Below are 26,325 nucleotides of genomic sequence, written 5' to 3' on the forward strand. Positions count from 1 at the left end.
ATGCAGTGAAAAGGGAAAAGCGAGTTTACTTGATGGCACCAGCCGACATGCCTCTTTCAAAAAGACGCTGCAGGCACAGATAGGCAACTATCTGAGGGAGTGCGACAATGACTGCAGACGCCAGAACTTTAGTCTGATCATTACTGAATTGTCCGACAAAGAACTGTGGTAACTGAGTCAAGGTTTGCATGCTTGGATCCACCAGGAAGAGAAGCGGGAAAAGATATTCATTCCAAGCTGAAATGAACGTAAAAACGATGACCGTAGCGCCGATGGGCTTCATGAGCGGCAAGACCACGTGCCAAAAGCTCTGAAACGTAGAAGCTCCGTCAATACGTGCCGCATCAATAATTTCATCAGGAATACCATTGACGAAGTTGCGAGCAATAAGTACTGCAAACGGAATCTGCAACGCAGCTAGTGGAAGAACCACCGCTGGATAGGTGTTCAAAAGGTTTAATGTACTGGCGGTCTTGAACAGTGGTGTAATCATAACTACACCTGGAAGTGTCAATGCAGCCAAAATGAGCCAGAAGAAGAACTCTTTTCCTGGAATTCGCAATTTAGAGAATCCAAAAGCAGCCAGTAGACCAACCACGTAGACGAGCGCCACGGTACAAATAGCGATGATGATACTGTTTTTGAAAAACCCTGGTAACTGTGGGACCGAAAGTACGGTCCTATAGTTATTCCAGCCAGTACCTGCTAACGAACCTTGCACCATAGCGATGAGGGGCAAGACGAATGGAATGGTCAGTAGCGTCAACACCAATTGGATCATTAGCTTGCCGCCGGTTGTTCGCGCAGTTAACATCACTGTCCTCGCTTTCCGTTGATGCGGCGGCTATTCAGAACGATACCGATAACCAGTGCCATAATGAGCAGAAGCACAGATAGCGCCGCTCCATACCCGACTTGAGTCAGTCGAATACTAATCCTGTAGATCATTGTGCCAAGGTATTCAGTAGCGAAATTTGGGCCGCCTGCTGTCACAAGATACGGGATGTCGAATGCTTTGAGAGAAGCGATAGCGTTCAGCGTTGCCAAGACAATAGTTGTGCCACGAACGCTCGGCCAGATGATCGAGATCATTTTTCTGAAGTTGCCCGCACCATCCAGTTCAGCCGCCTCGAGTACCTCGGGCTCGATCTGGCTCATCGCTGCATAGTAGAGAATAAAACTGAGTCCCGCTCCGTGCCAGATCATGATGATCATAAGCATAGGTAGTGCAGTACTCGTTTGAGCCAACCAAGGCTGGGCAAACTCTCCTAAACCAATGACTTCCAAGATTGCGTTAAGTTGCCCGTCTGGAGCAAAGATTTGCCGAAAAACAGGAGCAGTGATCGCCGGGGCCAGGATTACCGGTATAAAGACCAGAACGCGATAGACACCACCGAACCAAGGGTTCGAATGGAGCAGCGCAGCAAGAGTCACACCAATGGCGACTTGGAATGAAAAGGTAACTATAAAAGACAGCAAAGTGTGACCGATTGCCATCCAAAAAACAGGATCGTTTAGTGCTTGAGCGTAGTTGTCAGCTCCAACAAATTCTGGATTTGGGGAGAACCCATCCCATTTGAGGGTAGAGACATACAGTGTGTAGCCGATGGAATAGTAGATTAGGCCTACTGATAGCACCAACGCGGGTAGTATCCAGAAGAGACCGTTTCCACGATGCCGCATTTTGCGTCTCGTGTCGCTCTGAGCCCTAGGGGCGGGGTTGAGCGTCGTGTCGCCGCTCACGACCCCGCCCAAGGAAGAACTTTTCGTGTTCATTGTTGTGAAAACCTACCGAAGAGCGTCGGCTGACGCTTGCAGGGCGTTGAAAGCATCCAAAGGTTCGACGCTTCCGGTTGCTACGCCGTTAACAGCGACCTTGATGGCCTCGCCAAGTTCAGCAGTGATGTCACCCAGCCTTGGCTCCACAACGCCCACGGCACGTTGCTGCAGTTCGATCAGCGAATCTTTCTGTGCTTGCGCATCTACGAGTTCGATCTGGTCCCACTGCGGCTCTAGTTCGTTGAGCGACGGAAGGTTGTTGAGCGAATCAGTAACCAGTTGTTGAGCCTCATCGCTAGTAGCTAGCCAAGTAGCAAATGTCGTGGCCGCCTGCGGGTTCTTCGCGTTCGTGCTCACCGCCAGACCATAGTCCACGTCACCGAACAGGGGCGCTGGATTGCTAGGGTCCCCCATCGCAGGAAGTGGGATATTGACGATGGGGAACAACTCGCCTGTCGAGGAACCAGAAGCCTCCACGGCTGCAGTCATGCTTGGCACGGTTGAATACTGCATGTACCAGGTACCCATGAGGACCATGGCTGCTTCCCCTGCCATAAAGCGGTTGTTGACGTCAGGATATTGCTGCATCCCTTGAGCACCTTCTTGAATGATGCCGTTGGTAAACATCTCCTTGAATATCTCCCCAGCCTTGATGATGGAAGGGCTGGTCCAAGGTGCTTCACCAGCAACAGCCTTGGTCCATAGACCAGGCTCGATGCTATCGGCAATCGCATGGACGAAGTCCATGTTGGCACCGCTGTCTCCCGCACCTAACGCGAGGCATGTTTCACCGGAAGTTTTGAGCGTCTGGCACGTGGTTACCCACTCGTCGTAGGTCGCGGGAACTTGGAGATTGTACTTGTCGAACATGTCTTGGTTGATCCATAGACTGCCCGCAAAGGTTGAGCCGACAGGAAGTCCTGCCATGATTCCATCGCCAGTTTCCAAACCTACTGGACCATTCTGGGCGATTTTTGCTTTCCAGTCACTGCCAAAAGCGGACTCCAACTGTGGTGTCATGTCTGTAGTGAAAGACGCGTAACGATCGACACCACCGATGCCGCCACCCGGTGCGACGTTGAATACGTCGGGGCCAACAGATGATGAAAGACCTGGCATAAGAACCGAGTCATAGTCCTGCACAGCAATCTGGCGGTAGTTGACGGTGATGTCGGGATACTGTTCGTTGAACAACTTGATGTAGTTTTCACCGACGCCCCGTTCGGGAGTCCATCCCCACCAGTTGACAGTTCCCGATGTCGCGCTTCCCTCAGTCACGGTCTCTTGGCTGCCGCCCGGTGTGCAGCCAACCACCGCGAACATCGTCGCAGCAGCGAGGACGATCGCGGAAGCTCGCGTTCCTGGGCGAATCTGACCTTTGACTCTTTTCATTGAGATCCTCCTTGTGAGAAAACCACGCCTCTGTGGTTAGCAGCAACCTATCCACGCGAAATAACAAAGTCAAGTTTTATCATTTGATTGGAAAGTTTTCGTTATGCTAAAATCTCATTACCTTCTCTCCTAGGATCCAAGACTGCCGTGAACGACACTTCAACCTCTCGAGATTCAACACCGCCTGACACTCGGAAAACCGCAACACTCGACACCATCGCTGCGGAGGCATCGGTGTCCCTGTCTACGGTGTCCAAGGTCCTCAATCATCGCAAAGGGATATCCGAACAAACCCGAGAAAGAGTTTGGGAGGTCCTCCAAACTTACGGGTACGAGAAACCAGGAGCACAACTAGATTTCGCTCCCTACATCGACCTGGTATTCGAGTCGCTAGATGGTGAATGGCCGATTGAACTCATCCGCGGGGCTGCTAAAGTGGCGCGCGAGTACGGCATGACCACAAATGTGCGCGAGACTGGAGTTCTCCATGGCGTCGATGCTTCCTGGAGTCGAGATACAACTACTCGTCCGCCATGCGGCGTCATCTTGGTTTCACTCATGCTCAGCGAATCCGACAAGGCTCAATTGCGCGCCAAAAAGGTCCCCTTCGTTATCGTTGATCCAGTTGGAAACTCAGCATCAGACGTACCGTCCGTCGGTTCAACGAACTGGGCCGGTGGAATGACAGCAACCCGCCATCTTATAGAACTAGGACACAAACGAATCGGCGTCGTGGCGGGATATGAAAACCTTATGGCCACGCGGGCGCGTGTATCAGGGTTCCGCGCCGCTATGGACGCGGCAGGGCTGAAGATTGATGAAACACTCATCTATACCGGACCCATAGAGATGGAGGCAGACCCAACAGCTGCGCTAAGTTTACTCAATCACACGAAACGCCCCACCGCTATTTTCGCCACCAGTGATGTCAAGGCGCTAGGTGTGTATGAAGCCGCCCGCCAACTGGGCCTTTCGATCCCTGAAGATCTCTCGGTTGTTGGATACGACAATCTTTCCTTCACGCAGTGGTCCGGTCCACCCATGACCACTATCCGCCAAAATCTCAAGGAGATGGCAATGGAAGCCGCGAAAATGATAGTCAGTTTCCGAGAGAAGCCGGAGACAACGGTGGACAGGATCGAACTAGCGACATCAATCGTGGTGCGAAGGAGCACAGCGGCGCCCCGAGCAAAATCCTAGGGGCGACCGCTAGCATGCTTGAGGCTACTCCGTTACCGAATGTTCAGGAGCATGCCAGTTGTTCTCTCCGTCAATCTCGATAATTGACACCAGCAACTCATCCTGCGCAAACCCTAACGAAACCATGTTGTCGACTACTCGTTTGTAGAAAGCGCGCTTGTCGTCAGGGGTGTATCCGAAGGAAGCGAGGATCTGAATCAGAATCAGTTCGGACCGCTGAGCCCCTGGATAAGTTGGGCTAAAGCGGATCTCACCGGGCTGATGCACGGTAAAGATCTGAAAGAGGTCGTCGTCCTCCATGTTGAGTCCCTGCACCAGGCTGAGGTGTAGAGCATCGCCGATCTCGGGGATACGTGTGCGGAACTTTTCGTCAAGATCAACCCTGACATGAGGCATTTTCTTCTCCTTTGTTGAGTACATTGAGGCTTGCGTCAACACACTATTTTCTTTACTCGGTTTCGTCAACATTTCTCTTGTGTTCAGAAATGTTTCGCATCTATACTGTGTACTGATGAGCCGTAAGCAGTTCGGCGACGGGTGCAACGCCCTCCAAATTTCATACGTAGGGCGATTCCCTGCAGAGAGAAGTTGAAACATGAACCGCGACACACTAGGCGTAGGAATCGTCGGAGCAGGTGTTATCAGCCAGGAGTACCTGAATAACCTCAAACGTATGCCTCACCTAGACGTACGTTGGGTAGCTGACCAAGACATCAATCGCGCCGCGAGTCGTGCGCAACAGTTTGGGGTCCCTCATGCCGGCACGGTTGACGACATGTTGGCTGACACCAGCGTAGACATCGTTGTTAACTTAACGATTCCTGCTGCACACCACGAAATAAGCAGTCGCGCCATCGAAGCCGGAAAAAATGTCTGGTCTGAAAAGCCTTTGTCTCTCGATGTCAAATCCGGACGGGAACTACTAGAGCAGGCAAAGCACCGAGGCGTTCGTATCGCCTCTGCCCCAGACACCATTTTGGGCGCGGGCTTTCAAAATGCGTTGCGCCTTGTCTCAAGTGGGGCCATAGGCACGCCGATCACCGCGACAGCCATTTTCCAGACAGATGGACCCGAGTCTTGGCACCCTGCTCCCGCTTTCTTGTATGCCCAAGGTGCCGGTCCGCTTTTCGACATCGGCCCATATTACTTAGCGGCACTCGCTCAGATCCTCGGTCCTGCCCGATCTGTCAGCGCTGTTGGCACCCGGTCACGCGACACCCGCACTATCGCGTCAGGCCCAAACGCTGGCACGACTTTCCCAGTCGAGGTATTTACTCACGTATCCGCCCTAATTACTTTCGAGACAGGCAGCACCGCTCAAGTCACACTGAGCTTTGACTCGTCGCTTCCTCGGGCAGGTATCGTTGAAATTTCCGGCACCGAAGGAACCCTAGCTTTTCCCGATCCCAATGAGTTTGCAGGTGCCACCCACTTGTGGCGACGCGGCGCCAATCAACCCGAAGTTGTCCCCTCACCGACCTTTGATTGGTCACGAGGCATCGGTGTAAGCAATCTGGCATCGTCTCTGCTCAGTGGCCAAATAGAGCACGCCAACGGGAACTTTGCCTTGCACGTGCTGGACATTATGGAGTCCATCAACGAAGCCGCCGTTAGCAATCAAGTAGTCGAGATATCCAGTCGATTCATTCCCACCGCACCACTATCAGCGGGATGGGACCCTGCCAAACCAAACAACGAAGGAAAATGACTATGTTCATCGAAAAAATCGATGTCTTCTGCACCTCACCGGGCCGCACATTCGTCACCGTGCGAATCACAACCTCCGACGGCGTAGTCGGTTATGGTGACTCTACCCTCAATGGCCGTGAGCAAGCCGTTGCAACCTACCTTCGTGACCATCTCGTTCCTATGCTCATTGGACACGAGGATGGTGCCATAGAATCATGCTGGCAGCTCCTCTACCGGGGAGTCTACTGGCGGCGCGGTGCCATAACGATGGCAGCAATTGCGGGTATCGACATGGCGTTGTGGGACATTAAAGCGAAGCGTGCCAACATACCTCTATATCAACTCTTGGGAGGCCGCAGCCGCACTGGATGCCTTGCTTATGGACATGCTTTTGGTAAAGACATTCCAAATCTTGTCGAACATGCCCACGGACTGCTGGAACAAGGTTTCAAGGCCGTCCGGTTGCAAGCTGGAATTCCCGGCCACGACTCAAACTACGGGGTCCCTCTACCCAATCAAGTCGACCAAGGGAACCTGCCTGTCACAGAATACTGGGACACTCCGTCCTACCTTCGTTTCATCCCAGAAGTATTCTCTGCAGCCCGGAGCGAGCTCGGTGAGGAGGTCCACCTGTTACATGACTCCCATCATCGTCTACGGCCAATCGAGGCTGCACGGCTCGCACAGGACCTCGAACCATACCGTCTCTTCTGGCTCGAAGACTGTGTCCCGGCGGAGAATCAAGAAGTGTACCGACTCATACGAAGTAAGACAGTCACCCCACTGGCGGTCGGCGAGGTCTTCAATACCGTTTGGGACGCTCAAACTCTCGTTACCGAACAACTCATAGATTACCTTCGTATGTCTATCACTCATGGCGGAGGCATCACTGCCATGCGGAAGATATTCGACTTTGCTTCCATTTACCAGGTACGCTCTGGCATCCACGGACCCGAAGATGTCTCGCCGATAGGCATGGCTGCGGCTATCCACCTTGACACTGCGCTCCACAACTTCGGTATCCAAGAATACTCGGGGTATCAATCACTATCCATGGATGTCTTCACTCCGGATTTCACGTTCGAATCCGGCATGCTCTTCCCCGGGGAAGCCCCTGGACTCGGTGTCTCGTATGACGAAGAACTAGCCAATGCCTACCCATACGAGCGATCCTACCTACCTATCAACAGGCTCCGTGACGGCTCTGTGCACGACTGGTAGCGAGATTTTTGCTGAGGGGTTGTCGCGCATCACTAACAGCAGCCCGTCACTGAGGGCTCTTCGGAACGCTTCCGCTTAGCGCGCCAACTATCGCTCTACAGGCCAGCTCCATGCGTATCAACGCAATCAGTCGATTTTCCACCCGTGCTGGAGTGTATTCGATTGACGACGAGCTGGTTAGGTCAATCTCTGAAGCACGCAGGCGGGGGCGCAGTTTGCGTCAGCTACTTTGTTGTCAAGCATTCACGCCGCTCGTCGAGCACTGATAAAGATGAAATGGGTGCCCACACGCTGTGTGGGCACCCATTTCATCGTTGAACTATATGGTTTTGTCCGACATCCAAGTGCACCTTGACCGGATCCAACGTACCGAACACACGGGTGTCGTCCTACCTGCAGCGCAGGATGACCGCCTAGAGCTGGCACGTGCGGGGGTCGCGGCAGACCTCAGCACACACATGATGCACCATCATCAAAACGAGGCGCTCAACTGGACTTCCAGTTGAGCGCCTCGAGCGAGAAGGACAGAAGCCATGCTCGGCACCTATCGGCCTAGTCAAAGATAGATTGGCTGGCCGTTTGGGCCTGTTTAGGCAGAGACCTCTTGGGTTTGAACGGCCTTGTTGGGCCAAAACCTGCGAACCGTGAAGCCCACCAGAAGGAGCAAGATCAACGAGCCACCGATGTTCACTCCCAAACGGATCATGTCCGTTGTTTTGAAGGCTTCAACAAACACACTGCCAGGCATAGCACCGTTCATCGCGTTTGAATGCGCCATCGTGTAAAGCACGCGGTGCATTGCATCGCGACCATACTTGTACTCGGCAGGGTTGTCCTTATCAAACTCATACCGCGCAGATTCACGCAATGCGGTCAACTTTGCATCCGCACCAGACTCAATCATCTGGTAAGCATCCATGAAGACACCTGTGTTGGCGTTGTCCGTGATAATGAACCCGTTGAATCCCCATTCATCACGCAGCAGCTCGGTAATGAGTGGGTAATGACCACCCGTCCACGTGAACCCGAGTCTATTAAACGCAGTCATCACTGCTTGGCTAGCGCGAACCGTTGTATTTGCTTGACTTAATGTGCCGTCTTCCCCCTGAGCCACATAGTCGACTTTCACATCCCCGGCTTTGATACTCATCTCGAATGGCATCAGATAAATCTCGCGGATTGCCTGCTCGTTAGACCAGGTTGCTAAACCAAACTGCCCAGCTCGGTCTCCACGGTGATTCTCTTGCTCATTGATCGCGAAGTGTTTGATGAAGGTATACATACCCTTCTCTGATGCGCCAAGGGCCGACTTGGAGCCGACAACCCCAGAAAGCCACGCATCTTCTGAATAGTATTCACCGTTACGACCGCTAAACGGCGTGCGGTGGATATTCATCGCTGGAGCGTACCAACCGTTTGCGCCACCGACCAGTGATTCGTTACCGATCAGCTTTCCATAGTCGTAGGCAAGTTCATCATTCCACGTCTGTGCAAGCATCATTGGGCTTGGGTACATGCGGCCAGTACCACCATAGATAAGACCAGATGCCGTATCAGCGTCAAGACCAAAAGGCTTGTTGACCGAGTCAAGGAAAGGCGTTCCGTAACCGGACCATGTGATGATGTCTTGGTAGTCCTCTGGAGTCAACTGATCAAGTAACTGATCCCACTTCGGATCGTCGAAATCTAGACCGCGCAACTCAATGAGCGTCAGACCATTCTTTTGACCATAGACAGGTGTATCAGTGATTGACGATGGGTCTGTAGGATTGAGTGAATCGAACGAATCGAGTTTCGCTAAGTCTTCGTCGCTGATCTTCTTAACTCGAGTAAACGAAGCTGGCGTACCATCAGCGTTCGTTCCGTTAATTTCGTTGCCCCACTCACTAATATGCCGCTCGTCAGGCTCACCATCTGGAACAGGCCACGTACCCATCCAATCCGATCGCGACAAGAACTCACCATCACCACGAGCGTCATCGAAGAGATTCTTAATGCTGGTTCCTGTAACAGGATCTACCGCATAAGTGGTGGCATCAATTTCGCTTATCTTTGGATTGTAAAGACTCACAAGAGCTGCGTCACCATTCGACGTCATCCCATCTGCAACCGTCTTTCCCTTGACCGCAAGGATGTTGTTGACGGCTTCATGTGCGTTGATACCGGCAGTCAGGTAGTAGTCGCCAGGCTCAAGAATGTATGTTCCAGTGTTGAGGGAGTCGTACGATTTCAACTGACTCTCATCAATTTCAATGGAAACAGTAGTCGACTCACCCGGAGCCAACTCAGGTGTTTTTCCCATTCCGATGAGCGAAACGGCTGACTTCTCGATACGGTTTGCTACGTCATAGTCCGTGTAAGGGCTCTGCATGTAGATTCCAACTACATCACGACCGGGAACATCGCCTGTGTTCGTAACTGTGACGTGTGCCGTAGCTTTCTTACCTTCCCAATTAACGTCATAGTCAGTCCAGTCAAAGGACGTGTAGGAAATTCCGTATCCAAATGGATATACGACTTCGGAAGCATAGTCAAAGTCGCCCGCATTGCCTTGACCAAGCACAAAGTCTTCATACCGTGTTTCGTAGTAACGGTATCCAACGTAAATGCCTTCCGCATACGTGACATAGTTATATTTGGTGAGTTCTCCCGCGCTATCAACATACTGATAACTACCAAAGTTTTGCGCCGCAGGAGAGTTAGCCGCGTCTGCAGCGTAGGTGTCTACAGTGCGACCCGACGGATTAACAGCACCAGATAAAACACTAGCAACCTGTTCACGAGTTCGCTGTGAGACAACAACAGAGCGAATGTTGGGGAATTGGTCCACCCAGTCTAGCTCGATAGCGGCGTTTGCTTTCACGAGCAAGATAACGTTGTCGAAGTTATCATTCAGATAGGAAAGGATCTCCAACTCAGTCGAATCGGGTTCGACATACGAACGCACTTTGTCCTCAGCGCTTTCAGCATGATTGTACATTGATCGTGGCATGTCCCGACCTTCACCTGCGACGCGGTCGAAGACATAAATAGGTAGCGTTCCCTCAAGACTTTCCTTAACGCCTTTGCCTGCCAGGACACGGTCCAAACTGCACTCGTTAATTGCGAAGTCCTCATCGTCCCCATACCCTATGGAGCCTTCAGCCAAACCACATTCTGAACCATCACCCTCTGCATAGAAGGTCCATAGCGCATCATTAACGCTGAACCCAGCGTTACTCAGGGCTGTTTTGAGATCAGTCGGAGGCACCATCCCCGGAAGCATAAGCCCTCCGGACTGAGGCACGGAATTAGCGCTGAACAAGCTCACCGATGTTCCCGCTTGAAGCGGAAGCAGATTTGACTCGTTCTTCAACAAGATCGTTCCCTGCTCGACGATCTCGGCATCGATCCGATCTTGTTCAGCTACCAGTGCATCGCCCTCGTAGTCTTGCTTGTAGTAGTCAAGGTCAAAATCCGCAGTCTTCACGCCCTTGTTATCGATGTAGTCTCCACGACCAACAAAATTGTCAGCCATGCGGCTATTCTGAGGATCAACGACAAGAATGTTGACCGCCACCATTGTTGCCGCGATCAAGACGGCAACAATACCCGAGGCAACGGTACTTACGACCTTCCTCTTCTTTGACAAGGCCTTTCGTTTCACTTCTCTCCTTAGTCCGCGCATGAGGTTCCACCACTCAACATAGAACTAAAACATCTCTGTCCTAGGTCTTAGCAAAAAATCTGATGGAACCCACTTCTGGATGGACATAAACCCTAGGTTTCGTCCTCCTATAACGTAAAGGCCACCTGCCGTGTTTTGGTGGGCCGCTGCATGAACTGTCGATTTTCGCGTACGATCCGTTGAACTCTCGTCGAAAATGCAGGTGAGCGCTTGGCGCTGCTTTACACACTGCCACGCAACCAGCCGTCATAAAGACATCTTTGCAAGCATACGGTTATGAATCCTCTGCGAAAGATCTCTCCTGTGGATTTCGTAAAACTGGTGCACCGTTCTGCCTCAAGACCAACAATGTATGCAGGATTAACGACCATTCGTGTAACCGCGAACTGACTCCATGGTCTTCACGGATAGTGTGAACCGAACAATGTTTTGCGGCTTTTCATTGATACCAATGTAGCTATCTCTTGCACAGCGAAGGAGACTCCGTGAGCGAGTCCATCAAGAAGTCAGACGTCTTGTCTTCCCTCACCTTTTTTGAAAAGGTGGCGCTCCTTAGCGGCCAAAACACCTGGCAGACCCGCTCAATTCCGCGGCTCGATATCCGCCCTCTTTTTATGGCCGATGGTCCTCACGGTGTGCGCAAACAAGTCGGCTCCTCTGACCACTTGGGAATCAACGCATCCCAACCCGCTACATGCTTCCCAACTGCGGCGACGATCGCAAACAGTTGGGACCCGGAACTTGGGGAACAGATCGGTGCGGCATTGGGCCGCGAAGCCGCGAACTTGGGTGTCGATGTGCTGCTCGGACCAGGTCTGAACATTAAGCGCAGCCCCCTATGCGGTCGTAACTTCGAGTACTTTTCCGAAGATCCATACCTCACCGGAAAGTTCGGTGCCGCCTATGTTCGCGGAATTCAATCCGCGGGAATTGCGGCTTGCCCCAAACATTTTGCGGTCAACAGCCAGGAAACGCGTCGAATGACCTCAAACTCTGTGGTCGATTCCGCAACACTTCGGGAAATTTATCTGACCGCCTTTGAGATGGTCACCAAAGAGGCTTCCCCTCTCACCATTATGAGTAGTTACAACCTCATTAATGGAACGTACGCTAACGAGCACCCTGAACTCCTGCAGAGCATTCTGCGCGATGACTGGGGCTTTTCTGGGGCTGTCATCACGGACTGGGGTGGAGGAAACGACCCACACGCAGCGATCGAGGCGGGTGGCACGATTGAGATGCCATCTCCTGGGTTTGACTCTGTTCAGCAGATCTTCGACTCCAAGAGCACAAACCTGGAGAAGCTCGACGAGCGCGTTGGGGAACTGGTGGATCTTGTCCGCACCATCAACCCGGTTCCAGGCGACCCTGACTTCCAGGATGCTCACCATGCCCTGGCTCAGCGTGCTGCTGAGGAAAGCATTGTTCTGCTGAAAAACGAAAGCTCTTTGCTGCCGCTGTCCGCTACGGAATCAGTGGCGGTCATCGGCCAGTTCGCTTTCAAACCGCGCTATCAGGGAGCAGGATCATCGCTGGTCAATCCCACACGTCTGGACACACCAATCGAGGCGCTCACGTCGAGTTCCCTCAATGTTGTGGCGCAGGTGCAGGGCTTCGAGCATGGGAAGGCCGCTGACAGCGGGCTCATCGCTCAGGCGGTTCAGGCTGCACAAACCGCTCAAACGGTGCTTCTTTACCTGGGTCTTGATGAAATCGCGGAGAGCGAGGGCAAGGACCGCGAGCACATGCGGCTTCCTGAGAACCAGATCGCGCTCCTTCGGGCAGTCGCGGCCGTCAACCCACGAGTCGTCGTGGTACTCGCCGCCGGCTCTGCCATCGAGATGCCCTGGTTGGGCGAGTGCCAGGCGGTACTTCACGGTTATCTTGGCGGACAGGCCGGAGCATTTGCGATGGTTCGCGCTCTGACTGGAGCAATCAACCCGTCGGGGCGCCTTTCCGAGACCTACCCGCTCAGCCTGGCCGACACCCCAACCGCATCGACCTTCCCTGCGCAGACCCGGCATGCGCTCTATAAGGAGGGGCCATTCGTTGGATACCGCTATTACGCCACGACTGGCACCCCCGTTCTGTTCCCGTTCGGCTTTGGACTCAGTTACTCGCAGTTTGAGTACTCCAACCTGAGCGTCACCCGTGATACCGCGACCTTCACGGTGACCAACGTTGGTTCCGTACACGGAGCTGACGTGCCGCAACTTTACGTTCGGGTTCCAGAGGACGCCCGCAAGTTGGGGCCGGTGCCGACTCTTGAGCTTAAGGGATTCCGCAAGATAACCCTTGATCCCGGCGAAAAGAAGACCGTCACGATCAACTTCGATGAATACTCATTCCGAAAGTTTGACGCGGCTTCCCAGAAGTGGATTACGGTTGCCGGAGACTACGTTGTCTGCGTCGGTCACAACGCCAATGACATCGCGCTTCACTCCACTGTGAGGGTCGCTGGCCAGAGCGTAGCGGCAACGCACCCTGCAGGTGAGGTTCCGGGCTACGCCACCGGCCACGTGCAGGAACTGAGCGATCAGGACTTCGCGGTCCTCCTGGGTCGCTCTCTACCTGTGGACGTATCCGCCCGTCAACTTCTCGGGATCAACTCGCCGCTCTCTGATCTGCAATACGCAAAGAGCCCCGTTGGCCGCGCCATCTACAGGCATTACCTCGCGCGTGGCCTGCGTAAGGCCGAGGAGTCCGGCACACCAGACCTGAATCTGTTGTTCCAGTACGGCATGCCCTTCAGGGCAGTTGCAAAGATGAGCGGTGGCCTCGCGGACATGCGCATGGTCGAGGGCATCTTGACCATCGTGAACGGTCACTTCTTCCGCGGCTTTGGCCAGGTTGTCACCCGGTTCTTTGGAAACCGGCGTCGGCAAAAGGCGTTGCAGCGCGAGTTCACTGCTTTGTCCACCACTCATCAGTCCATCCCCGCAACACACAAGTAGGAACCGTGCTTAACAAGATTCGCTCCAAGTGGGCAGCCTTTGAGGAGAAACACCAAGGCTCAGCTCAGTTCGTCATGTTCTTCATCCTGAGTAACGGAGTCACCGCGCTTCAACTCATTTTGATGCCGCTGTTCCGCAATATCTTCAATGGGACGAGTCTGGTTGAAACCAGTTTTCAGGTGCTCCCAGTGGGTACGGGCGCTGACGGTGTATCCCCGTTCTACATCTTCGACTATGCGTCGGGAGCGCTTCCCGAGGGCGGCGGAGGCCTTGCCTACTTCCTCGCGGTTCAGATCACGCTCGCGATCGCACAAATCATCAACTTTTTTGCGCAGCGCAACGTGACGTTCAAGTCCAATACGAGCGTGGCAAAGGCTGCGATATGGTACTTCATCGCGTACGTCCTTATCACGTTCGCAGCTGCTGCTCTGCAGGGCTTTTACAAGGCGCCGATTTATCACCTGTTCATGGAGACCTGGGGAATGGGCACGACCGGCGGCACGATTGCTGATGTCATCACCATGATCATCAACTCCGCGTTGTCGTTCTGGATCTTCTTCCCCATCTTCAAGGTCATCTTCAAGCGTGTCCCTGAGAATGAAACAGAAGAGTTGACAGCCTAAAAACACTTGGGGTTTGCAAAGAGGCAACCACCAAAATGTAGAGTTGTGCCCGCCTCACACGTATTTCGTGGAGTCGGGCACAACGTGTATCTGAAAGGTACTGAGTTAACTGATGATGTCCCCGATCTTGAGCCTCGTGGTTCCGTGTTACAACTCGGCTGCGTACATGAAGCGTTGCCTTGATTCACTGATCGATCCAGCTAGCCCTGACATTGAGATCATCATTGTCAATGACGGTTCGACCGATGACACCGCGCGAATCGCTGACGAGTACGCACTCATGTATCCAAATCACGTCCGGGTGATACACAAGGAGAACGGTGGGCACGGATCGGCTATCAATGCGGGCCTGCGGGTAGCTCGTGGTACCTATTTCAAGGTAGTCGACAGTGATGACTGGCTGGATGAGAGCGCCTATCACAAGGTGCTCACCCTGCTTCGAGGGCTCTTTGAAGATGGCAAGGAGTTGGATCTCCTCATCACCAACTTTGTGTATGAAAAGCAGGGTAAGCGGGTCAAACGGGTTGTCCACTACCGGAGGGCACTCCCCCGGAACGAAATGCTCAATTGGGAGCAGGTTGGGTCATTCTGGACGTGGCAGTACATGCTGATGCACGCGATGACTTACCGCACTCAGTTGCTTCGGGATGCCAACCTGCACGTCCCGGAGAAGAGCTTCTATGTGGACAACTACTTTGCGTTTGTTCCGCTTCCGCACGTGAAGCGGCTTCAATACCTTGATGTTGACCTGTATCGCTATTTCATTGGTCGCTCGGATCAGTCTGTCAACGAGCAGGTGATGATTCGTCGCGTTGATCAACAGATCAATGTCAACATGTTGATGGTTCGCTATCTCAGCGAGGTGCGTCAGCGTGCCACTCTGCCGGTGAGCCTTGAACGTTACATGACTCGTTACGCCTCACTTGTCACATCGGTTTCGTCGGTTCTGCTGATGCGTGATGGCACCCCCGAGTCCATTGCGAAGAAGTACAAGTTGTGGGATGACATAGAGCAGTTGGACAGCGAGCTGGCGTACAACCTGCGGCGTCCACTGGTGGGTAACGTGGTGTCCCGGCGTGGAAAGTCAACGGAGTTCGCCGTCCGGGCAGGATATCGGGGATCGAAGCTGCTGGTTGGGTTCAACTAGGTTCGTCCTGCTCGTACGCACCGTGCCGTGTCCTCGCGTAGGCCCGCGCCACTCTCGCAGAAGAGAGAGTTCAGGCCACCTTCGCGTTGTTTCGTGGAATGAGTATTCGGACGTTGAACCATTGGTCTTCAAGGCCGATCGTGAGGGAGCCGCCGAATGACTCCACGATCGATTTCATGTTACGCAGACCGTAGCCGTGCTTTGCTTTGTCGGCCTTTGTGGTTTGGGGTAGTCCGCCGACCAATGACACGTCTTTGGGCCAGTAGTTCTCGAATCTGATGAGTACGAAGTCTGCCTGGGTGTAGGCGGATACCTTGATGATGCGTTGCTGCGGTTCTGGGATGTCCTGACATGCTTCGATTGCATTGTCGAGGGCGTTGCCGAACAGGGCACTCATCCGCATCAGATCCATGAACTCAAGCGCGGCCCCATCAACCATGAGTGTCATGGCGATCTGTTCTTGGTGGCAACGTTCAAGTTTGGAACTCAGGATGACGTCGAGGACGGGGCTTCCGGTCTGCACCTCGGACTCGTACCCACGGATGCTGTCCTCCAATTGATTGAGGTACTCGGAACGCATGTCGGCGGAGTCTTCTTCGCGGATTGCGGCCACGTAGTACTTGAGGTCGTGGTGCATCCGGTTCAGTTCTTCGATGTTGCGTTTCGACTGTAGGTACTGATCGTGCTGCGATCTGATCATCAGGCGCGTTTCCGCGAGTTCCATGGCATTTTTGATCTGATTGCGGTGACTCTGTTGAGTGTAGAGCGCCACGAACCCCGCAAGGTCGACAAGCGTGCGGATGTAGAAGATATCGAGTCCGTTGCGCCCGCTGAACGGTGTGGAGGTCGTGAGGAAGCTGAGGTTGCTCACGGCGAATGTACCGATCGAGATGGCGAGTGCGGTCACGAGCGATTGACGCTCAACACCCAGCCACTGTCCTTGGGGGAAATTGCGACGTTCAGCGAGGTAGGCGGCACCAAACCCGACCGCATAGGCTGCGATAAGTAGCATGAGACTCAACGCAAAGAGTGCATTGCCGAGCGAGGGGGTTGGATCTTGTGGATGCCAGTGCACCCACAGTTGCCATTCGAGGGAGGCCACGAGTTCTGCGAGCACGAACGCTCTCGCGGTGAGATAGGCGCTGTCGCGGGAGTTTCCGCTGGTACACAGATGGATAAAGCCGAAGATCATGAAGACGGCAGCCGCCATGCCGACTGTCCAGAAGGCAAGGGGTAAGCGCCCTACCAGCACTTGGACGGCAATCATGATCGGAAGTGCCGCAGCGATGACGAGGAATCGCGCCCATCCTGCAAATCGTGGCCGCATAATGGAGATGTAGACCAGTGCGGCGGACCATTCAGCAAGCCCGGTGTACCACCGAGGGATATCTGGAAGGGCTTGCAGGATCACAAGTGTTTACCGCCGATGTAGTTTGTGAGCGCTTCGAGCAGGCCCTTCTTCCGCGATCTGCTGACTTTGAGGTATTCGCCGCTGGACATGTGGCAGTCGTCGCCGTCAATGGCCACGAGGTGGTGGAGGTTGATGAGATATCCGCTGTTCGAACGATAGAAATTACGTTCGATCAGGATGTCTTCGTATTCCTTGAGCGTTCCGTTGAAGACGATGGGGTCATCAATGGTGTGCACGGTGATCTTGTGCTTGTTGCTTTCGATGTAGATGATGTCGGCGATGTCCACGCGCCTGGGTGCGATCCGGGAACCCACGAGGATCGAGGCTCGTTTTTGGCGTTTGAGCTGTTTGAGGCTGCGCGTGAGTTCCGTTTGGAACGCAAAGTAGGATACCGGTTTGAGCAGGTAGTTTTGTGCTTGGACCGCATATCCGCTCGTGGCGTATTGGGCGGTTTTTGTCACGAAGATGATGATCACTGACACGTCGACCTTGCGAATCGCTGCAGCGGTCCGCATACCGTCGACGCCTTCCATTTGGATGTCGATCAGGATGATGTCGTGGTCGGGTTGGTAGTTTTCGAGCAGTTCCGCACCATCGCTGTATTGGCGTACTCGGTACTGCATGGGGTGTTCGCGTTCGTATTCCGCGAGCAACTCGACGAGTCGATCTCGGTCGCGACTGTTGTCGTCGACGATTGCGATGGAAACTGTTCGTCTCGCGGAACTAGACAAAGAACTCCCTCGTTTCTAGCGGTCCGGTCGCCGTTGTTCGGATGCCGCGCATAGCGCTCCCATTATCACTCTAGAAGAGTGCCTCACGCGCGTTAACACAGGGGCATATTCGGTCGGTTTTCCCGCACAATCCGCGCACCTGCACAGTGACGCGGTGGTGTTCGTTTCAGGTTCCCCGCGAGTGGGATTTAGCCCACTCGCGGCTGCGCAAGTGGGTTAGGTCCCACTTGCGCAGACAGTTGGAGACACCTTGACGACGATTCTGCTGGTTCAGGAGGCACACTCCTGAACCAGCAGAATCGTCGAAAATCATTCGCGCACTCGCAACGCTCTTGCTCTTTTGAGAGTGCGCATATCTGCACTCTCAGTGCGTGAGAGTGCACTTTAGGTCACTCTCAAATGGATGGTCAGGTTGTTGGAGCGACCACCATCGCGGAGCGTGGTGCGATCATGACGTGTCCGGTGCAGGACTGGCCGGAGATCAGATCGGTTCCCACAACGCCGCTGAGCTGCGCGGACTTGTCCCCGTGGTTGAGTAGGAACAGGAAGTCACCGCGGCGTTGTGCCTCGATTCCGTCCGGAAGGTCACGCAGTACCGGCTGGACCCGTGCGGACACCGAGAGCAACTGCCAGAAGGCTGCGCGGCTCACTGAGTCGAGGTCGGTTGCGATGTACCAGGCCTGGCCCTTCGCACCAGGAGCCCCAGCCACACCAGAACCGTTCGATTCCTCCGGCGCACTCACAAATCGGCGCGTGATCGCCGGCATCCCCGCGAGGTCCGCACCGCCCGAACGCCCGTCGAACGAGGCGATAATGTCTGCCTCGCCGACCTTTCCGGGGGTGGAGAACCCGAGGATGACTTCGCCGTAAGGCAGGTCTCGGTCGTATCGCTGCGAGCCGTCAGCAGCCGAGACACCGATGCCTGCGGCGGATGGAATGGCAGCGATGACCTGTTCGGCCCACATGCCGCCGCGTAGCCCAAGGCCCGCCGCGCCCACTGCCTCGGCAGCCCGGTCCAGTGCTGGGGCGGTGGCCTCGAGGCCAACCCACGTTTCGGCACTAGGTGTTCCAACGGCGCGGGACAGTCGATCAACTGTGGTCCGACGCGCCTCATCCTCGGTTGAGTCGTAGTAATCAGGTCCACTCAGCAGTGCGTGCTCAACCACTTGCACCCCGAGCAGTTCCTTGAACGATCCGAGGTATCCGCCGAGCACTGCTCGCAGGTTCTCATCGGACACGGAGGTGCCGTGGGTGACCACCACGTGTCCGCCTGTCTCAGCGAAGGCGCGAGCCCGGTCAGCCAGCGAAGGACGGTCGATCCACAACTCGGGAACGATGACCACGCGATAGCCGTCGAGTGAGTCGTCCGGTCCGATCACGTCGGTGGCCACGCCCTGTTCCCACAGCGTGCGGTGCCATGCTTTGGCCTCTGCGAAGTGTTCCGTGCGCTCTGCCGGTCCGACAGCGGACATCTGCGCCCATTCGGATTCCCAGTCGATGACGATTGCGACCTCGGAGGCCGATCGCGTTCCCATGACGGGTGCAAGTCTCGAGAGTTGCGCGCCGAGCGCGGTCACATCATGCCAGGCCTTGGATGCCTTACCGGCGTGGCCGACCATTCCGCCGTGGTACGTTTCAGCACCTGCGTGGGATTGGCGCCACTGGAACTGCAGGATGCCGTCGGCTCCGTGGGCTACCCGCTGGATGGACCACATCTCGTACTGGCCTGGGCGTTTGGGGGAGTTTCGGCCGCGCCACTGCACGGCGGTGTTGACCTGCTCCATGAGGAGCCACGGCGCGCCATCGCCGAGTCCGCGCATCACGTCGGCCTGCCAGGCGATGTCGTGTCCTGCGGCGGGGTCGGACGGGTCCGGGTAGTGGTCGTCGGAGATCAGGTCGAGGTGCTGCGCCCATTCTCGGTAGTCAAGCCACACGAAGGCACCCATGAAGTTTGTGGTGATCGGTTTGTCTGAGATGGCGCGGATCTCTGCGATCTCGCCAAGCATGCAGCCGAGGATCTGCTTGTTCGAGAACCTGCGCCAGTCCAACATCTGCGCTGGATTCGAGAAAGTGGGCATCGTCTTTGGCACGTTGATCTCGCTGAACTGCGAGTAGCGCTGCGCCCAGAACGCGGTTCCCCACGCCTGGTTCAGTGCATCGATGTTTGCGTATCGAGCCTCGGCGAACTTCTGGAACTCCACACGGCAGATATCGCAGAAGCATTCGTGCACGTGGCAGGCATACTCGTTGTTGATGTGCCACATGACCACGCCTGGGTGGTCCGCGAATCGGTCCGCGAGCGCACGGGCGAGTGCCGCAGAGCGTTCGCGGTACTTTGGCGACGATGGGCAGTATTGCTGGCGCGACCCGAACCCGAGGCGCACTCCGTCGGCGGTGACGGGAAGCGTTTCGGGGTGGTTTTCGGCCATCCACACGGGCGGGGAGGCCGTGCCGGTTGCGAGGTCGGTGGAGATTCCAGCGGCGTGCAGGCGGTCGATGAGTTCTGCAAGCCAGTCGAAGTCGTAGGTGCCTTCGACTGGTTCGAGTTTCGCCCACGAGAAGATCGCGAGGGACACCAGGTTCACACCTGCCTCGCGCATCAGTTCGAGGTCGCGGTCAAAGGTCTCGGCGTCCCACTGGTCGGGGTTGTAGTCACCGCCGTAGGCAGGTGACGTCAGTGGCACGGAGGCGCGTTGCTTCATGTTGCAGTCCCTTTGGCTCTTGCTCGTGGTTTTCTTGACTGTCGACGAGTCGGCTGAGAACACGGTAGGTGCTGCGGGGGGTGGGAATCACGCGAAGCAGATTCCCGCCGTAGCGCACCGGACACAGTTCTCAGCCAGAAAATACCGTTGGTTCCGGTACCAACTCACCCCCGGCCCGCCCGCACCCACTTCAACGAGGGTGCGCTGGAAGGTGCGCTGCGAACTGAACCTGACGACTCGTCGGAAATTTTCACAATAAAAATAAGTCTATCGGTGCTCCTGCGATAACCAAAGACACCACTGCCATCAGCACCGACTGTCGCACCACGAGTCCGAAACCTCGCGTTAACACCCGTATTTACGCCCACGAAATCGCTGAGAGGACTCGCCCGAAACCTGTATACAGAACGATATACAGCTATGGACACAGTTCTGGCAGACACTTCAAAACAGGCTCTCCCGCTCAGCACTCGGGTGTATCTACAGGTGCGCGATGACCTCATGAACGGCGTGTATTCGCCGTTCACGCGCCTCGGCGAGGAGAAGTTGGCTGCACGTCACGCGGTCTCCCGCACTCCAGTGCGCGAAGCACTCAAGCAACTGTTAGCGGACGGCCTACTGGTCAAACGCGACAGCGGCCTGTACCCACACGTGCCGAGCTTCACCGAACTGACCCACCTGTATGAACTGCGGGTCACGCTCGAACAACAGGGCATCGTCCGGGCGATCTCGGACCCGACGGTCCACCACGACACCACCCGCCTCGATACGGAACTGACCCGCTGGCACACGATGCAGGACGAGGGTCGCACCCCCGACGCCTCGTTCGTGGTGGAGGACGAACTGTTCCACCGCACTCTGCTCGATTCCGCGGGCAACGGCGCCATCACCCAGGCGCTCGATCAGGTCAGCGCCCGTATCCGCTCAGTCCGGATGTACGACTACCTGACCAGGGACCGACTCGACGCCACAATGTCCGAGCACATTGAACTTCTCGAACTCGTGCTGTCGAACAAACTTCCCCAAGCGCTCGACTTCCTGCGCGATCACATCGGCGCCTCCCGCGAGGTCGTCACCGAACGGGCCGCACGCGCGCTCACCCTTGCCCACCACGCCACGTCAGCGGAGGATCTGCCATGAACGCTGCGGTGCTTCTTGAGGTGCACGGACTGTCCAAGTCATTTGGTCCGGTCCACGCCAACGACAACGTCTCCTTCTCCATCAGGGCCGGCGAGGTGCACGCACTCCTCGGCGAGAACGGTGCGGGCAAGTCCACGCTGGTCAAGCAGCTCTACGGGGTCTACCAACCGGATTCCGGGGAGATCACGCTGGCGGGTTCCCCTACGCGCATCGATTCCCCGGCCACAGCCCGAGCCCAGGGCATCGGTCTTGTGTTCCAGGACATGCGCCTCATCCCCGCGCTCACCGTGTGGGAGAACATCGCGCTGAACCTGCCCAGCACAAAGCGCCAGAAGCCCACAGACATCAAAGCCATGATCGTTGAGGCTTCCGCCAAGTGGGGGCTACCCGTCGAGCCAAACGCACTCGTGGCAGACCTCTCGGTCGGTGAATGGCAGCGCATCGAACTTCTGAAGGTGCTGCTCGCCGGGGCCAACGTGCTGATCCTCGATGAACCGACCTCCGTGCTCACCCCCTCCGAGGTGGGAGCGCTGTTCGCGGTGCTCACCGATCTACGGGCAGCGGGCGTGGGCATCGTCATCATCACGCACAAGCTGCGTGAGGTCCGCGAGATCGCCGACCGGGTGACCGTGCTACGTGGCGGTAAGACGATCGTCTCGGATGTTCCCGCCGACACCCTTACTGACCCCGAGTTGATTGAGGCCATGGTCGGGCGTTCAGTACCCGCGCTTGAATCCTCTCGCACGCAGTTCCCGCCCTCGTTGCCAGCCATCGAGTTGGCGGCGGCCAGCCTTACCCGCCGCGATGGAACCTCGGCCCTGCGTTCCGTGTCGTTCCGCGTTCACCCCGGCGAAATCCTTGGGATTGCAGGGGTCGCAGGTAACGGGCAGGAAGAACTCGTGGACGTGCTCACCGGCGTACGCGCCGCAGAGGACGGGGATGTCATGCTCAACGACCACGTTGTGCCTGGCGGCCAACCCGGTGGATTCAAGGCCCGGGGCGTCATCTCCGTGGTGCCCGATCCCGTACGACAGTTCGTGGTCCCCGGCATGAGTATCGCCCAGCATGCCGCACTGTGGGAGGTCGCGCATGGCGAACACACCTCGTACGCCACCAAGGCGGCAGCCCGCCGCTTCACGGAACGAGCAGCGGCGGTCGGGCTACCTGTCGCACCATCGCACCGCGTCCTTGAAGAGCTCTCCGGTGGAAACATCCAGCGCGTCCTGTTGACCCTGGCCTTCTCCACACCGGGCAGCGTGCTCGTGGTCTCCTACCCCACCCGCGGCCTCGATGTGGCAACCACCCGCGACACCCGCCAGCGCCTCCTTGAGGCCCGTGAGCGCGGCCTCGCAATAGTGCTGGTCTCCGAGGACCTGGACGAACTCCTTGAGGTGTCAGATCGGATCGCGGTCCTCAACGAGGGCTCGATCACTGGAATCCTTGACCGCTCCGACGCCGATCGCGCCGCGCTCGGTGACCTTATGACTCGATTGGTGGAAGCGGCATGACAGCAGCAGCATCGACTCAAACCGCGAGCGCACCACGGCCTCGGTTCAGCATCAATCCGGTGACGGCTGGCAAGCGTGCTATCCGCCCAATCCTCAGTGTGGCGGCGGCCCTCGCGGTGTTTGCCGCATTGGCCCTGGCGCAGAATGCTCCGCTCAGCGGGATCATCGAGGCGTTCACGATCGGCCTGAACAACCCCAACTTCTGGCAGCAGACGGTCGTGCGGGCGGTTCCGCTCATGATCGCTGCGGTGGGGGTGGCCATTCCCGCACGAGCAGGCCTGGTCAACGTGGGAGCGGAGGGGCAACTCATCGCCGGTTCGGTTGCAGCCGCGGGCGTTGGCCTTCTGGTGGGTTCCGCGTTCCCAGGGCCGCTCAGTTGGCTCGTGTGTGCGGTAGCAGGAATGCTTGCCGGTGGTGTGGTCGCGGGGTTCTGCGCCTACCTCAGGGTACGGGTGAACGCACCGGAGGCTGTGACCACGCTGCTCATGAACTTCATCCTGCTGGATGTCATGCTCTTCCTGCTCTATCAGCCGTGGAAGGACCCCAACGGTTCCGGTCAGCCGCAAACCCGGCCACTGGACCCGGCCGCGATGCTTCCCATGCTCCCTGGAACCAGGATCTCCATTGCGATCCTTGTGGCTCTTGCGGTCTGCGGATTCGCCTGGTGGCTTGCCACTCGAACCGACTGGGGTTTCCGGATCACGGTGGCGGGTGGAAACCCGGAGGCCGCGGTGCGCTCGGGGATTTCGATCACCAAGACGTCGGTGCAGGCGATGGCCCTGGGTGGTGGCCTTGCAGGATTGGGCGGTGCGCTCAACCTGATTGGACTCGAGGGTCAGTTACGACCCGACATCCTGACCTCGTTCGGGTTCATCGCGTTCCTTGCCGCTTTCGTGGCTCGCTCGAACATCTTGGGCTCACTGGTTGCCGCCTTCTGCTTCGCGGCGCTCATGGTTGCGAGCAATCCGCTGCAACTGCGGGCGGGCCTCGACGGAAGCGCCGTCTACGTGCTCCTCGGCCTTGCCTGCCTGGCCCTGACCGCACTCGCTTCGACGCTAAGGACAACCCGATGATCGAGATCCTCTTGGCCGGTGCGATTGCCACCGGAACCGCAATCCTCCTCCCGGCGCTGGGTGAGTTGTTGACGCAGCGGGCAGGCATCACGAACCTCGGAACCGAGGGGGCCATGCTCGCTGGCGCTCTGACCGGCGTGATCATGGGCATCTCGACTGGCAGTCCGTGGCTTGGTATAGGCGCTGGCATATTGGCTGGCGCAGCGGTCGCAGCCCTGTTCGCGTGGGCGGTCGTGTTCCGCGGGACCAACCAACTCGCAACGGGTTTGATCGTCTGGTTCCTGTTGTTCGGACTCACGTCAATGTTCGGGCGCGAGTACAACGGTCAGGTCCTCCCACCCATCGGCAAGCTCGCTATCCCGGGCCTGTCCGATCTCCCGTTCGTGGGAAGCATCCTGTTCCACCAATCCCCGATCGTGTATCTGGGATTCGCCCTCATCGCGGGCGTGTGGTGGCTCTTGACCCGCTCACGTGTTGGTCTGCTCATCCGCGCGACCGGCGAACGTCCACTCGTGGTTGCGGCGGCGGGCAACCGCCCCCGACTCATCCAGTTCCTCACCACAACTCTCGGCGGTGGCCTGTCTGGTCTCGGCGGCTCGTACCTCTCGGTGGGCGTGGTGGGTAACTGGAGTAACAACATGACCAACGGCTACGGGTTCATTGCCGTCACCGTGGTCATCTTCGCGGCATGGCGCACCAACTGGGCAACGGTCGGCTCCTACCTGTTCGGAGCGGCCATCACGTTCGCATCGCAACTGCAGGCCCGCGGCTTCGCAGTCAACCAGTATCTGCTCGACGCCCTGCCCTACCTGCTCACTCTCGTGGTTCTCGTGGTCATCTCCTCGCAGCGTAAGGCCGCACCGGAGGCCTTGAACGCTGCTCTAGCGGCACGTTAATCCCCAAACCTCCCCATACCCGTACTGGGGAACAACACTGAAAGAAGGCACCGAAATGAAGAAGCTCGCCCCGATCGCTCTTCTCGCAACCACCGGCCTGTTGGCCCTCACTGCCTGTTCGGACGACGGCAACGCATCCGACGGGTCCACGCCCAATGGTGCCGACGACATCACCGTGGGTGTTGTCATGGTCGGCTCCGTGAAGGATGCGGGCTACAACGAGGCCGTCGCGGTAGCCGCGGAGGAACTCGACAAGGTCGACGGCGTGACCGTGTTGACCGCCGATCAGATCCCGGAGAACAACTCCGTCACCGACACCATGCAGTCCATGGTGGATCAGGGCGCTGAGGTCATCTTCGCCACGAGCTACGGCTACATGAGTTACGCGGCCGACTTCGCCAAGGCGAACCCCGAGGTCACGGTCTTGCACCAGGGTGGCCTGTGGGAAGAGGAGTTTCCTGAGAACTTCGGAACCTACTGGTCCTACCCGTACGAACTGTTCGGTTTGGGTGGCATCGCGGCTGGCGACGCAACCGAGTCCAACAAGCTCGGCTTCATCTACGCGTTCCCGATCAGCCAGACCATCGGTAACGTGAATGCATTCCACCTGGGCGCGCAGAAGACCAACCCTGACGTGGAGACCTACCTCATCAACACCTCCGACTGGTGTGACCCGGTCAAGCAGCAGGATGCCGTGTCCGCGCTGGTTTCGCAGGGCGTCGACGTGCTCTCTCAGCACCAGGACTGCCAGTCCACGGTGATTCAGAGCGCCGTCCAGGCGGGTGCGAAGGTGGTTGGCTACCACCACGATGCCTCCGACATTGCAGGTGAGGCGTGGCTGACTGGCTCCTCGTGGAACTGGGCTCCGGTCTTTGAGGACATCGTCACAACCGTCCAGGCGGGCGAGTTCGCTGGCTCGCAGTACAACGACAACTGGCTCGGTTCGCTCGCGGACAACAACTCGACCATGACCTTGGCTGAGTTCGGTCCGTCGGTGAGCGATGAGACCAAGGCCAAGATCGAGGACGGCCTGCAGGGCCTCAAGGACGGCACCGAGTCCGTGTTCGCTGGTCCTATCTACTGCCAGGATGGTTCGGTGCTCGTGGCCGAGGGCCACTCGGCCACCTACGCTGACGTCAACGGCTTCAACTGCCTGGTTGAGGGCATCGTCGGTTCGCTGCCGTCCAACTGA

Annotated in this window: 20 protein-coding genes; 12 read left to right on the forward strand and 8 right to left on the reverse strand. The window is 56.7% G+C overall.

Annotation, left to right across the window (positions count from 1 at the left end; translation table 11 throughout):
* Positions 1 to 25: 25 nt before the first annotated feature.
* From ACFSYH_RS08060 to ACFSYH_RS08070, 3 genes are read right to left on the reverse strand one after another with little or no spacing between them, the layout of a single operon-like run.
* The gene (locus ACFSYH_RS08060) at positions 26 to 814 is read right to left on the reverse strand and encodes a carbohydrate ABC transporter permease (protein ID WP_377466703.1); all 789 of its coding nucleotides are present in this window, start codon (positions 812 to 814) and stop codon (positions 26 to 28) included.
* On the reverse strand, positions 814 to 1,743 hold the full coding sequence (locus ACFSYH_RS08065) for a carbohydrate ABC transporter permease (protein WP_377466371.1): 930 nt from the start codon (positions 1,741 to 1,743) through the stop codon (positions 814 to 816). The genes ACFSYH_RS08060 and ACFSYH_RS08065 overlap by 1 nt, the downstream gene beginning before the upstream one ends.
* 45 nt (positions 1,744 to 1,788) lie before the next feature.
* Complete coding sequence (locus tag ACFSYH_RS08070) at positions 1,789 to 3,171, reverse strand: extracellular solute-binding protein (RefSeq protein WP_377466372.1); 1,383 nt, start codon at positions 3,169 to 3,171, stop codon at positions 1,789 to 1,791.
* A 147-nt stretch (positions 3,172 to 3,318) separates the two neighbouring features.
* On the opposite strand from ACFSYH_RS08070, the gene ACFSYH_RS08075 reads away from it, so the two are divergent.
* Positions 3,319 to 4,371, forward strand: a complete 1,053-nt coding sequence (locus tag ACFSYH_RS08075) for a LacI family DNA-binding transcriptional regulator (protein WP_377466704.1) — start codon at positions 3,319 to 3,321, stop codon at positions 4,369 to 4,371.
* A 24-nt stretch (positions 4,372 to 4,395) separates the two neighbouring features.
* Here ACFSYH_RS08075 and ACFSYH_RS08080 read toward each other — a convergent pair whose 3' ends face one another.
* On the reverse strand, positions 4,396 to 4,767 hold the full coding sequence (locus tag ACFSYH_RS08080; RefSeq protein WP_377466373.1) for a tautomerase family protein: 372 nt from the start codon (positions 4,765 to 4,767) through the stop codon (positions 4,396 to 4,398).
* Positions 4,768 to 4,966: 199 nt separating this feature from the next.
* On the opposite strand from ACFSYH_RS08080, the gene ACFSYH_RS08085 reads away from it, so the two are divergent.
* From ACFSYH_RS08085 to ACFSYH_RS08095, 3 genes are all read left to right on the forward strand, one after another.
* Entirely contained in the window at positions 4,967 to 6,079 is a 1,113-nt protein-coding gene (locus ACFSYH_RS08085; protein WP_377466375.1) for a Gfo/Idh/MocA family protein, read from the forward strand.
* 2 nt (positions 6,080 to 6,081) lie between these two features.
* The gene (gene manD / locus ACFSYH_RS08090; protein WP_377466377.1) at positions 6,082 to 7,281 is read left to right on the forward strand and encodes a D-mannonate dehydratase ManD; all 1,200 of its coding nucleotides are present in this window, start codon (positions 6,082 to 6,084) and stop codon (positions 7,279 to 7,281) included.
* A 329-nt stretch (positions 7,282 to 7,610) separates the two neighbouring features.
* Positions 7,611 to 7,787: a hypothetical protein gene (locus ACFSYH_RS08095; RefSeq protein ID WP_377466378.1), complete on the forward strand. Its 177-nt coding sequence runs from the start codon at positions 7,611 to 7,613 to the stop codon at positions 7,785 to 7,787.
* Positions 7,788 to 7,870: 83 nt separating this feature from the next.
* Here ACFSYH_RS08095 and ACFSYH_RS08100 read toward each other — a convergent pair whose 3' ends face one another.
* On the reverse strand, positions 7,871 to 10,927 hold the full coding sequence (locus ACFSYH_RS08100; protein WP_377466379.1) for a glycoside hydrolase family 3 N-terminal domain-containing protein: 3,057 nt from the start codon (positions 10,925 to 10,927) through the stop codon (positions 7,871 to 7,873).
* Positions 10,928 to 11,433: 506 nt separating this feature from the next.
* On the opposite strand from ACFSYH_RS08100, the gene ACFSYH_RS08105 reads away from it, so the two are divergent.
* The 3 genes from ACFSYH_RS08105 to ACFSYH_RS08115 all read left to right on the forward strand — a co-directional run bounded on the left by ACFSYH_RS08105 (position 11,434) and on the right by ACFSYH_RS08115 (position 15,672).
* Entirely contained in the window at positions 11,434 to 13,902 is a 2,469-nt protein-coding gene (locus ACFSYH_RS08105) for a glycoside hydrolase family 3 C-terminal domain-containing protein (protein WP_377466381.1), read from the forward strand.
* A gap of 5 nt (positions 13,903 to 13,907) precedes the next feature.
* Entirely contained in the window at positions 13,908 to 14,525 is a 618-nt protein-coding gene (locus ACFSYH_RS08110) for a hypothetical protein (RefSeq protein ID WP_377466383.1), read from the forward strand.
* A 112-nt stretch (positions 14,526 to 14,637) separates the two neighbouring features.
* Positions 14,638 to 15,672 carry a glycosyltransferase family 2 protein gene (locus ACFSYH_RS08115; protein WP_377466384.1) on the forward strand — a complete coding sequence of 345 codons (1,035 nt, stop codon included), beginning with the start codon at positions 14,638 to 14,640 and terminating at the stop codon, positions 15,670 to 15,672.
* Between the two features lie 70 nt (positions 15,673 to 15,742).
* Here ACFSYH_RS08115 and ACFSYH_RS08120 read toward each other — a convergent pair whose 3' ends face one another.
* The 3 genes from ACFSYH_RS08120 to ACFSYH_RS08130 all read right to left on the reverse strand — a co-directional run bounded on the left by ACFSYH_RS08120 (position 15,743) and on the right by ACFSYH_RS08130 (position 20,516).
* Positions 15,743 to 17,083, reverse strand: coding sequence for a sensor histidine kinase (locus tag ACFSYH_RS08120; RefSeq protein ID WP_377466386.1), 1,341 nt, complete (start codon positions 17,081 to 17,083; stop codon positions 15,743 to 15,745).
* Positions 17,080 to 17,814 carry a LytR/AlgR family response regulator transcription factor gene (locus tag ACFSYH_RS08125; RefSeq protein ID WP_377466387.1) on the reverse strand — a complete coding sequence of 245 codons (735 nt, stop codon included), beginning with the start codon at positions 17,812 to 17,814 and terminating at the stop codon, positions 17,080 to 17,082. Before ACFSYH_RS08125 ends, ACFSYH_RS08120 begins: the two co-directional genes overlap by 4 nt.
* Positions 17,815 to 18,221: 407 nt before the next feature.
* Positions 18,222 to 20,516 (reverse strand): beta-galactosidase, encoded by a 2,295-nt coding sequence (locus ACFSYH_RS08130; protein WP_377466389.1) that lies wholly within the window; start codon positions 20,514 to 20,516, stop codon positions 18,222 to 18,224.
* Positions 20,517 to 20,936: 420 nt separating this feature from the next.
* On the opposite strand from ACFSYH_RS08130, the gene ACFSYH_RS08135 reads away from it, so the two are divergent.
* The 5 genes from ACFSYH_RS08135 to ACFSYH_RS08155 are packed head-to-tail and all read left to right on the forward strand — an operon-like array spanning position 20,937 to position 26,325.
* On the forward strand, positions 20,937 to 21,656 hold the full coding sequence (locus ACFSYH_RS08135; RefSeq protein WP_377466391.1) for a GntR family transcriptional regulator: 720 nt from the start codon (positions 20,937 to 20,939) through the stop codon (positions 21,654 to 21,656).
* Positions 21,653 to 23,164, forward strand: a complete 1,512-nt coding sequence (locus tag ACFSYH_RS08140) for an ABC transporter ATP-binding protein (protein WP_377466392.1) — start codon at positions 21,653 to 21,655, stop codon at positions 23,162 to 23,164. The genes ACFSYH_RS08135 and ACFSYH_RS08140 overlap by 4 nt, the downstream gene beginning before the upstream one ends.
* On the forward strand, positions 23,161 to 24,237 hold the full coding sequence (locus ACFSYH_RS08145) for an ABC transporter permease (RefSeq protein WP_377466393.1): 1,077 nt from the start codon (positions 23,161 to 23,163) through the stop codon (positions 24,235 to 24,237). The genes ACFSYH_RS08140 and ACFSYH_RS08145 overlap by 4 nt, the downstream gene beginning before the upstream one ends.
* The gene (locus ACFSYH_RS08150) at positions 24,234 to 25,133 is read left to right on the forward strand and encodes an ABC transporter permease (protein ID WP_377466394.1); all 900 of its coding nucleotides are present in this window, start codon (positions 24,234 to 24,236) and stop codon (positions 25,131 to 25,133) included. Before ACFSYH_RS08145 ends, ACFSYH_RS08150 begins: the two co-directional genes overlap by 4 nt.
* A gap of 55 nt (positions 25,134 to 25,188) precedes the next feature.
* On the forward strand, positions 25,189 to 26,325 hold the full coding sequence (locus ACFSYH_RS08155) for a BMP family ABC transporter substrate-binding protein (RefSeq protein ID WP_377466396.1): 1,137 nt from the start codon (positions 25,189 to 25,191) through the stop codon (positions 26,323 to 26,325).

Origin of the sequence: Populibacterium corticicola, assembly GCF_042683685.1 — a bacterium.
Taxonomy (GTDB): Bacteria; Actinomycetota; Actinomycetes; order Actinomycetales; family Cellulomonadaceae; genus Timonella; species Timonella corticicola.

Excerpts from the sequence above, each read along its gene's own strand:
- ACFSYH_RS08115 (WP_377466384.1), top strand. The coding sequence starts at position 14,638 with ATGATGTCCCCGATCTTGAGCCTCGTGGTTCCGTGTTACAACTCGGCT.
- manD (WP_377466377.1), top strand. The coding sequence starts at position 6,082 with ATGTTCATCGAAAAAATCGATGTCTTCTGCACCTCACCGGGCCGCACA.
- ACFSYH_RS08150 (WP_377466394.1), top strand. The coding sequence starts at position 24,234 with ATGATCGAGATCCTCTTGGCCGGTGCGATTGCCACCGGAACCGCAATC.
- ACFSYH_RS08130 (WP_377466389.1), bottom strand. The coding sequence starts at position 20,516 with ATGAAGCAACGCGCCTCCGTGCCACTGACGTCACCTGCCTACGGCGGT.
- ACFSYH_RS08070 (WP_377466372.1), bottom strand. The coding sequence starts at position 3,171 with ATGAAAAGAGTCAAAGGTCAGATTCGCCCAGGAACGCGAGCTTCCGCG.
- ACFSYH_RS08080 (WP_377466373.1), bottom strand. The coding sequence starts at position 4,767 with ATGCCTCATGTCAGGGTTGATCTTGACGAAAAGTTCCGCACACGTATC.
- ACFSYH_RS08085 (WP_377466375.1), top strand. The coding sequence starts at position 4,967 with ATGAACCGCGACACACTAGGCGTAGGAATCGTCGGAGCAGGTGTTATC.
- ACFSYH_RS08135 (WP_377466391.1), top strand. The coding sequence starts at position 20,937 with ATGGACACAGTTCTGGCAGACACTTCAAAACAGGCTCTCCCGCTCAGC.
- ACFSYH_RS08145 (WP_377466393.1), top strand. The coding sequence starts at position 23,161 with ATGACAGCAGCAGCATCGACTCAAACCGCGAGCGCACCACGGCCTCGG.
- ACFSYH_RS08140 (WP_377466392.1), top strand. The coding sequence starts at position 21,653 with ATGAACGCTGCGGTGCTTCTTGAGGTGCACGGACTGTCCAAGTCATTT.
- ACFSYH_RS08155 (WP_377466396.1), top strand. The coding sequence starts at position 25,189 with ATGAAGAAGCTCGCCCCGATCGCTCTTCTCGCAACCACCGGCCTGTTG.
- ACFSYH_RS08060 (WP_377466703.1), bottom strand. The coding sequence starts at position 814 with ATGTTAACTGCGCGAACAACCGGCGGCAAGCTAATGATCCAATTGGTG.